Here is a 9,797-nt window from a genome sequence, read left to right as displayed (position 1 = left end):
GTTGCAACCGCGGTCACTGTACCGCCATTTGGTAAGTTACCTGGATTCGGTGTGGTCCATACCCCTGTGGTTGGATCTGTTGGTACTTGAACGGTTGTGCCATTCGGGAAGGTCACCGTCACCGTTGAACCTGGTTCTGCGGTACCGGTAATCGGATCTGTGGCATTGATTGGATCAATGTCTGGCGCATTCGGTGCAGTTACATCGACGCTGTACACTTGTGTATCTGCGATGTTGCTGCTGTTGCCTGCGGTATCAGTGAAGGTCGCTGTCGCATCAATGGTTTTATCACCATCCGCCAACAGGTCACTGCCCGCCACACTTGCTGTCCAGTTGCCTGTCACAGGATCAACCGTTGCGGTATAGCTCACGCCATTGATCAGTAAAGTCACTGCCGTGGTTGCTGCATCCGCTGGAATACCCGTCAAGGTGCCTGTCACGGTCACATTGCCGCCTGACTCTGCCGCATTCAGGACGTTGTCTGCAGTCACAGTGCCAACCGTTAAAGTCGTACCTGAAACATCTGGGCCAACTGTATCAACTGTTTCTGTACCTGGTGCAGATGGATTACCCGCTGGATCTGTTGCAACCGCGGTCACTGTACCGCCATTTGGTAAGTTACCTGGATTCGGTGTTGTCCATACCCCAGTAGTTGGGTCCGTTGGTACTTGAACTGTGCTTCCATTCGGGAAGGTCACTGTCACCGTTGAGCCTGGTTCTGCTGTACCCGTAATTGGATCCGTCGCATTGATTGGATCAATATTTGGTGCATTCGGGGCAGTTACATCTACGGTATACACTTGTGTATCAGTAACATTACTGCTGTTACCTGCCGCATCTGTGAACTTCACATTGGCATCAATTGTCTTATCACCATCTGCCAATAATCCGCTACCAGGGACATTCACACTCCATGTACCTGCTGCGGCATCCACTGGCGCAGTATAGGTCACACCATTGACAACAACAGTCACTACAGTCGTTGCTGCATCCGCTGGGACACCAGTAAGTGTTCCAGTCAAGGTTACATTAGCTGCTGATTCTGCGGCATTCAGAACATTGTCTGCTGTCACTGGATTGATATTAAATTTTACAGCATCGGTATTTGGTGGTGTGGTATCTGCATTATTATCGTTATTGCCCCCGCCGCCGCCTCCACCGCTGCTACCAGCGGCAATACCCCCAATCGCAAGAATTGGTAAAGCCCATAGCCATGGACTAAAACCATTAGACGTTTCACCCGCATAAAGTAAAGGTTCTACTGCTTCAATTGGTTGTAACGCTGCTGCTTCAACAGGTGCTGCTGCTGCTTCAGGTACAAGTGCTGGAGTTTCCTCTAAAAAGACTGCCCCTTCATGATCATCATCATCAGAGTCCGCATCAGCGTCAGCATCCGCGTCGGCATCAGCATCACTTTCAGCATCTTTAAAATGTGCCCATACAAGTTGATTGTCTTCACCCTGAAGAACCAGACTATTATCCGCTACTTCACCATTATTAAAGAAATTATGAATAACAATCGTTTCACCATTTTTTAATACTACAACTGCATTTACACCATCTCTCTTAACAACTGAAATATCACTTGCAGAGACCTTAATTAATACAACTGAAGGTTCAGAGGGTAATGTTGCCGTTTTTCCCGTCGTATTTACAAGGGTTTGATGACTTTCCTTGGAAATAATTTGTATTTGAGACATGGTTATATTCCTCATTATAAATTTTTAATATTTAATCAATTCTTAATTACATTATTAACTTAAGTTTAAATTATTGTTTCTAAGTGATAGAGTTCACAGCACCACTTTAAATCAAACCCAATAAATGTTAAATAGCTCACAAAACAAAAAAATAAACTTACATTAGAATATTTTTTAATAATCAAATAACACAATGATTTAAAAGAATTTAAAAAAACAAAACTTTTTCAAGCAATTATAATTTTTACACTTTTAAACAAATACACCATTATTATTTAATAGATTCCCAAAAGGTATTTAAATTTAATTTAACAATCTTTTCAAAAAAACAAATGAATAAAAAACTATTAAACCAATTATTAAAATTAAGTTTAAAAATAATTAAATAATATTTTATAACCAAAATAAAAAAGCCTTTTTTATAAAAGGCTTTTTGAACAAATAGGAAAGTTATGTGACTAGAAATTATCTGGATTCTCTAAACGTTTAACTTCTTCTCTCTTGTTCGGATGATGCATCGTTGCCACACCATCTTCAGTTTTCTGATCCAGTAGAATTTCAGGATTATAAATTGTGATCGTCTCTCGTCCCAGACTATCCTCACCGACAATATATTTAAAACCACGACGATTCATCTTATTGCACATACGCTGATAAAAGCCTTTAAAGCCCTGGGTCTCCTCACTTGGGTTGTAATAGAAGGCATTCATCACCGCAGGTAGGCCTAAGCCACAGACTACGCCAGAGAGTAATACACTAATAAAAGTATAGCCAATCAAAATACTACTATATTGACTTAGCTCCGGAATATTCGCCACGGCGAGAATCAAAGCGAGTGAAATACCACCACGTACTCCTCCCCAAGACAAAATCGCCAAACTCCCGTTATAGCTTTTATTGCGAAAGGATGGAAAAAGTGCAAAGGCAGCGAAGTTCGCGGCAAAACGTGAGAGATGCAGGATAATGAAAGCAATGATCCCGCCAATAATAAGGTTAGCACTTAGATCAAGAATGAAGAGCTCTAAACCGATCAGCGTAAAAAGAAAAGAATTGATAATCCCTTCAACCGTATGCCAAAAATGGTTCACTTCGCGGATCTCACGCTGCTCACGAATTTCTTGCCACTTATTCCCCACAATCAAACCACCAATCACACACGCAATCGGAGCCGATGCATGCGCGAATAAGGCAACAAGATAAGAACCACTTGCAAGCAATGCCGTGGTTAAAATCAATGATTCCATTTCATGTTTACCGCGCAGTAAACGTAAGATTGCAAATCCAAAAGCAAAACCAATAATAACGGCAACAAAGATTTCATATAATAAAGTTTCAATTGTCGCCAGCAATGAGAAATGTTCACCCTGTAGAACTTTTAATAAAGTCATAAATAATGCAATACACATAGCATCATTAAACAATGACTCACCTTCTAGTTTTACAATTAAGTGATGGGGCGCACGAATTGAACTTAACACCCCTTTAACCCCAATTGGATCTGTCGCCCCCAGTGCCGCACCTAATAATAGTAAAACACCAATTGGGACAGGATAGCCAACCAACCATTGAAACAAGTATAATAAACCTGCATAAAATCCTGCACATAACACCAGTGCGATCGTGGCTAAAATACTAATCGGCTTCCAATGTTTTCTCAAATCTGAGATTTTAAATTTAAGTGCTGATGACGTTAAAATAAAGCAAATGACACCATTAATTAAAAAATCATAAAAATCAATATTTCTTACAGCTGCTTCAATATTATGAATATTAATGGTAATAAACTGATTACCATTTAATAAACTTGCTCCCCACTGTAAAATAAAGACAAAAATTGCAGAAACAATCGGAACACCAATCGCCTGAGGAAAGCCTAATATTCGTTTATTAAAAATAGTCGTCGCAATGGATAAGGCAAAAACAACCGTCAATGCTTGTAAAAGAAAAAAATTACCCATACGACCTCTTTATTTATTCAATTTTAAATACATAGATTCTATTTAAACTTTAAAACTGCTGCGAATCATAAAATTTAAAGCATTTTCAACTGAAGAAAGAATGGCGGTCTACGCTGTGATTCATTCATCTTATTATTTAATTTTTATCAATAAATGGTTTAAACACAACAATAAACCAATCATCCTCAACTCAGCATAGACAGCGTTATTTTACGTTAATTCTTCTTTTAATTCGTATATCTTCCGTATAAAAATCAAGGAGCAACGCTCCTTTTTTATCCTATTTAAAAGTATTACACTGATTGATATCACCTGATTTTAATCCAATTTGGAACCATTGCATGCGTTGTTCACTTGTACCATGGGTAAAGCTATCAGGTACAACCTGTCCTGTCGCACGGCGCTGTAAATAGTCATCACCAATTTTCTCGGCCGCATCCATCGCCTCTTCAATATCACCTTGTTCTAAGAACTGTGTACGCTGTTGGTTTTGGTGTGACCAGATTCCTGCAAAACAATCTGCCTGTAATTCTAAACGCACAGAAAGTTGATTGCCTTGTGCTTGGCTTGCTTGTGCACGTGCCTGCTGTACCTGACCGGAGATCCCGAGTAAGTTCTGAATATGGTGCCCAACCTCATGCGCAATTACATAAGCCTGTGCGAAATCACCCGCCTGATCTTGACGAGAAAGCTCAGTTTGATTCTGCTCTCCTGAAATACCCATTTGCTGACGCATATCTTTAAAGAAAGAAGTATCAATATAGACTTTTTGGTCCGCAGGACAATAGAAAGGTCCCATTGCAGCTTGCGCTGTACCACAACCTGAACGATCTACCCCACTAAATAATACAAGCCGTGGTGGCTTATAAGTCATTCCGAGCTGCTGAAAAATCGGCGTCCAAGTATCTTCGGTATCTGCCAATACCGTTCCCACAAAATCACTGGCTTCTTTTTGCTCAGCCGTTAAGTTTTGGGGTGCACCGCCTTGTTGAGATGATTGTGCAGTGACCGCTTGTGTTGCCTGATAGGCTTGTTGAGGGTCAACGCCAAAGAACTTCCAAGCGATGAAAGCGACCACTAATCCAATAATACTAATCCCACCCGCTTTAGCACCGCCACCACCGCGACGGTCTTCAACATTGGTACTGACTCGACGACCTTTCCAACGCATAATTACCTCACATAACTCTGATGATGACGATCTCAGTTTAAGCCGATGCTTTTTTTGGCCATAGTTTTTGGATCAGACTCACAATGATCAATACCACGGCACCAGCAAGCAAACCAATACCAAGGTTAATCAAAGTTGGCGTTAAAGCACCAATGATTGAACCAAAACTTGGGATGAGCTCTAAATGATCAACAGTTTCTTCAGTAAAATGATGCAATAAAGGAATGGTATGGGTAATTATCCCACCGCCAACTAAAAACATTGCAACCGTTCCAACAATAGAAAGTGTTTTCATTAAAATTGGAGCAAAACCAAGTAGACCACGTCCTATTTTATTTTTAAATTCAGAAGCTTGTTGTGTTAGATATAAACCTAAATCGTCAATTTTTACAATCATTGCAACCAGACCATACACCCCGACTGTCATGACAATTGCAATGATACTTAATACTGTCACTTTAGTCATAAATGCTGCTGTTGCAACTGTACCTAACGAAATCACCACAATTTCAGCAGAGAGAATAAAGTCGGTTCGAATCGCACCTTTAACTTTCTCTTTTTCAAATTTAGCCAGATCAACTTCGACTTCCTGTAAGTTTTCACTGGCTTCTTCTGCTGTTTTGGCTTTTTTATGCTGCAACATATGTACAACTTTTTCTACACCTTCATAGCAGAGGAACAAACCACCAATCATCAGTAATGGATTAATCAGCCAAGGCGCAACAACACTAATTAATAGTGCCAATGGTACGAGAATTAACTTATTAACAAATGATCCTTTGGCAACACTCCAAACTACAGGTAGCTCACGATCAGAACGAACACCACTGACTTGCTGTGCATTGAGGGCTAAATCATCTCCCAAGACGCCTGCTGTTTTCTTTGCTGCCATTTTACTCATCACAGCAACATCATCTAAAATTGTTGCAATATCATCTAGTAATAGTAATAAACCACTCGCCATTTTTATTTCCTAGTTTGTATTTATATCGCTATTGTAGAATCACCTGTTGAAATCACAATATGATTTTAAGAAAAAGTTAAAATTATCGCTGACGAAAAAAATTTATTTCTCGTACAATAATATCAATCTTATATCTATGAAATAACTGAATCTTGGAACATATCATGAGTAATATTGATCAACGTCCAATCATTTTGACAGGCGACCGTCCAACTGGACAACTTCATCTTGGACACTTTGTCGGTTCATTACGTTCTCGTGTAGGTCTACAAGACAGTCATCATCAACATCTGTTATTGGCTGATGCACAGGCGATGACAGACAATGCCGATAACCCAGATAAAGTCCGCAATAATATTCTTCAAGTTGCTTTAGATTATCTTGCTGTTGGGATTGACCCGAGCAAAACGACAATTTGTGTACAGTCATGTTTACCTGCACTAAATGAATTGACCATGCTTTACCTCAACTACGTGACCGTCGCACGTTTAGAGCGTAACCCAACCATTAAATCTGAGATCCAGATGCGTGGTTTTGAGCGTGATATTCCAGCGGGTTTCTTATGCTACCCAATTGCACAAGCCGCAGATATCACTGCATTTAAAGCAACAGTTGTTCCTGTGGGTGAAGATCAAATCCCAATGATCGAACAAACCAACGAAGTGGTACGTCGTGTAAACCGTCAAATTGGTCATGACCTATTACCAGAGTGTAAAGCCCTCTTGTCAAACATGGCACGTTTACCTGGTTTTGATGGTAAAGCGAAAATGTCGAAGTCATTGGGCAATACCATTGTGCTGAATGCTTCTGACAAAGACATTAAAAAAGCAGTCAATGCGATGTATACCGATCCAAACCATTTACGTATTGAAGATCCAGGCCAAGTTGAAGGCAATATCGTATTTACCTATCTTGATGCTTTTGATCCAAACAAAGAAGAAGTGGAAGAATTAAAAGCGCATTACCGTCGTGGTGGTCTAGGCGATGGAACTGTGAAAAAACGTTTGGAAGGCGTACTGAAAGAATTGATTACTCCAATTCGTGAACGTCGTGCTGAATTAGAAAAAGATCCTGATTACATCATGGATATTTTAAAACATGGTACAGACAAATGCCGTGATATCACGCAACAAACACTGGATGAAGTAAAAGCGGGATTGGGACTATTTAGATTCTAATTTACGTTATTTTTCCACTAAAAAGCCCATCTTTGGGCTTTTTTTACATTAAGCATTTGATTTAAGTTTAATTTTAGAACTTTATCGAAAAATACAAAGCTAACAATTTTCGTCACTTATTAACATCTATTAACAGTAGTTAACATGAATACCGATGAACTTGGTCAAGTTTCTTAATATGATTGCGTTGTAGATTAGTTCACACTAATCTCATGACATTTCTCCTTTCAACCGGAACTGTTTTAAACAGATTCGTTGTTCAACGCAGTGATCACCCCAATCATTGCGTTTTTTTTCATCTGCAATAATATGAACGATTTAGGTTGAAATTTAGACGAGTTCTCTTTACTCTTATAACTGTTTTATTTTTATAAAAAATTTATTAATTAACTCTAAAGATAAAAGAGTAATACAGATGATCTGGGATCTATTAACACATCCTTCCAATATTGTTTTTAGCATTGCTTTAATGCTGTGCCTGTTTATCGGCATTCTTGAACTTATTTTACTGTTATTGGGTGGTAGTTCGAGCTTTTTAGAGCAGTTTTTACCTGATAGTCTCAGTCATGTTGATCATGCCGATGTTTCTTTGGAACAGTCTGATCATCTTTTAACTCAGCTTTTAGAATGGCTTTATCTTGGCAAAGTGCCGTTGCTGATTTGGCTAATCATCTTCTTAACAGTTTATGCGCTTACAGGTCTGATCCTTCAAGATGTGTTCTATCAATTGACTGAACATTATCTGTCTGCTTGGATTATTGCACCTGCTTGCTTATTTCTGTGTATGCCACTGGTACGTTATAGCGCAGCGCTGATTGCCAAAATTATTCCTAAAGACGAAACCACTGCAATTCAAACAGACGATTTAATCGGTAGAACAGCACACATTATTCTAGGCGATGCCAAACCCAACTCCCCTGCACAAGCCAAAGTCAAAGATCAATTTGGCCAAACCCATTACGTCTTGGTTGAACCCGAGCTTGATATTGTTTTTCATCAAGGGCAACAAGTGATTTTAACGCAAAGAACCAAAATTGGATTCCAAGCGGTTGCTTCTTAATTTTTATATTTATTACATGAGGGTGTTTAGATGTTGAATTCAGCATTGACTGAAATTTTAATTATTACAGGTGTTATTTTTGCGGCACTTATTTTTATTGGCATTATCATTGCGCGTTTATATACACGTTCAAGTAAGGAAGTTTCTTTTGTTCGCACAGGTTTTGGTGGCGAAAAAGTCATTTTAAATGGCGGTGCCATTGTTCTTCCTGTTTTACATGAAATTATTCCTGTCAACATGAACACTTTACGTTTAGAAGTCAAACGTGCTGCGGACCAAGCATTGATTACACGCGATCGTATGCGTGTCGACGTGATGGCAGAATTCTATGTTCGTGTAAAACCGATTGCTGAATCGATTGCGACTGCAGCTCAGACGCTAGGGCGAAAAACCATGTCACCACCAGAACTCAAAGATCTGGTCGAAGGTAAATTTGTCGATTCACTTCGTGCCGTTGCCGCTGAAATGGCCATGGAAGAGCTACATGAAAAGCGTGTCGACTTTGTGCAAAAAGTTCAGCAAGTCGTGTCTGAGGATTTATCTAAGAATGGCTTGGAGCTTGAAACTGTTTCCTTAACAGGTCTAGATCAAACTAGCTTTAAATTCTTTAATCCACAAAATGCGTTTGATGCAGAAGGTTTAACCAAGCTGACTGAAACCATTGAAGACCGTCGCAAGAAGCGTAATGACATTGAACAAGATGCCGATCTTGCGATTCGCGCAAAGAACTTGGAAGCAGAACGTGCTCGTTTAGAAATTTCGCGTGAAGAAGAATATGCAAAGTTACAGCAAGAGCGTGAAATCTCGATTCGTAAAGCTGAACAAACCGCAGAAATCGCCTCTCAAGAAGCAGGTAAAAAACGTGAGGCTGAAGAAGCTCAAATTGCTGCTGAGCGTGAAGTGGAATTAAAACGAATTGCTTCTGCTCGTGATGTAGAGAATGAAAATATCCAAAAAGCTCAGCTCATTCAAAAAGCACAGGTCGAACAGAAGAAAACTATTGAATTGGCTGAGCAAGACCGCGCCATTGCCATTGCTGAAAAATCTCGTGCTGAATCAGAAGCTAAAGCGCAAGCTGACAAGGCCCGTGCCGAAGCGGTAAAAGCAGAGGAAGAAGTTGTGACTGTACGTGAAACACAGCGTGCTGAGCGTCAAAAAGCAGTCGAGCTGGTTGCGGCTAAACAAACGGCAGAGAAAGAAGCGATTGCGATTACCGTTGCTGCAGATGCTGGCAAAAAAGCCGCTGCCGATGAAGCAGAAGCAGTACGTATTGCAGCAGAAGCAGATGCTGAAAAGATTCGCTTAAAAGCTAAAGGTGAGGCGGATGCAAAAATCCTACTTGCTCAAGCGTTGGAAAAACAATATCAGGTTGATGCGGAAGGTGCTCGTGCAGTCAATGAAGCCGCCAATACCCTTTCTGCTGAGCAAGTGGAAATGCAAGTTCGTTTGGCATTGTTAAAGCATTTACCAGAGATTATTCGTGAAAGTGTTAAACCAATGGAAAATATTGATGACATCAAAATTTTGCAAGTGAATGGTTTAAATGGCTTTGCTGGTGGTTCTACTACTTCAGGTGAAGCGATTGAAAATGGTCAAACCTCTTTATCCGATCAAGTGGTGAATAGTGCCCTGCGCTATCGTTCCCAAGCACCGCTGATTGATAGCTTAATGAATGAACTTGGCTTACAAGGTGGCGATATCAATGGTTTGACTCAAGGGTTAAAACCTAAAAACGAAATCTAGAGATAAGATCAATAATTTTATTG

Annotated in this window: 7 protein-coding genes; 3 read left to right on the top strand and 4 right to left on the bottom strand. The window is 40.0% G+C overall.

Annotation, left to right across the window (positions count from 1 at the left end; genetic code table 11):
• The 4 genes from MMO42_RS10875 to MMO42_RS10860 all read right to left on the bottom strand — a co-directional run.
• Positions 1-1,700 (bottom strand): Ig-like domain-containing protein (locus MMO42_RS10875; protein ID WP_241320534.1); only part of this gene is annotated, 1,700 nt, incomplete at its 3' end.
• Between the two features lie 458 nt (positions 1,701-2,158).
• Positions 2,159-3,658 (bottom strand): cation:proton antiporter, encoded by a 1,500-nt coding sequence (locus MMO42_RS10870; protein WP_005296257.1) that lies wholly within the window; start codon positions 3,656-3,658, stop codon positions 2,159-2,161.
• Between the two features lie 280 nt (positions 3,659-3,938).
• Positions 3,939-4,829, bottom strand: coding sequence for a neutral zinc metallopeptidase (locus tag MMO42_RS10865; RefSeq protein WP_241320533.1), 891 nt, complete (start codon positions 4,827-4,829; stop codon positions 3,939-3,941).
• Positions 4,830-4,866: 37 nt separating this feature from the next.
• Positions 4,867-5,793 carry a DUF808 domain-containing protein gene (locus MMO42_RS10860; RefSeq protein WP_241320532.1) on the bottom strand — a complete coding sequence of 309 codons (927 nt, stop codon included), beginning with the start codon at positions 5,791-5,793 and terminating at the stop codon, positions 4,867-4,869.
• Positions 5,794-5,957: 164 nt separating this feature from the next.
• On the opposite strand from MMO42_RS10860, the gene trpS reads away from it, so the two are divergent.
• The 3 genes from trpS (at position 5,958) to MMO42_RS10845 (ending at position 9,774) form a co-directional block, all read left to right on the top strand.
• A complete protein-coding gene (gene trpS, locus MMO42_RS10855) occupies positions 5,958-6,971 on the top strand; it encodes a tryptophan--tRNA ligase (protein WP_005150350.1) in 1,014 nt (337 codons plus the stop codon).
• A gap of 415 nt (positions 6,972-7,386) precedes the next feature.
• On the top strand, positions 7,387-8,031 hold the full coding sequence (locus MMO42_RS10850; protein WP_241320531.1) for a YqiJ family protein: 645 nt from the start codon (positions 7,387-7,389) through the stop codon (positions 8,029-8,031).
• A gap of 30 nt (positions 8,032-8,061) precedes the next feature.
• Positions 8,062-9,774: a flotillin family protein gene (locus MMO42_RS10845; RefSeq protein ID WP_241320530.1), complete on the top strand. Its 1,713-nt coding sequence runs from the start codon at positions 8,062-8,064 to the stop codon at positions 9,772-9,774.
• The last annotated feature ends 23 nt before the right edge of the window (positions 9,775-9,797 follow it).

It is taken from the genome of Acinetobacter sp. ANC 3882, from assembly GCF_022549545.1.
Taxonomy (GTDB): domain Bacteria; phylum Pseudomonadota; class Gammaproteobacteria; order Pseudomonadales; family Moraxellaceae; genus Acinetobacter.
This window is presented reverse-complemented; position numbering and strand designations above follow the sequence as displayed.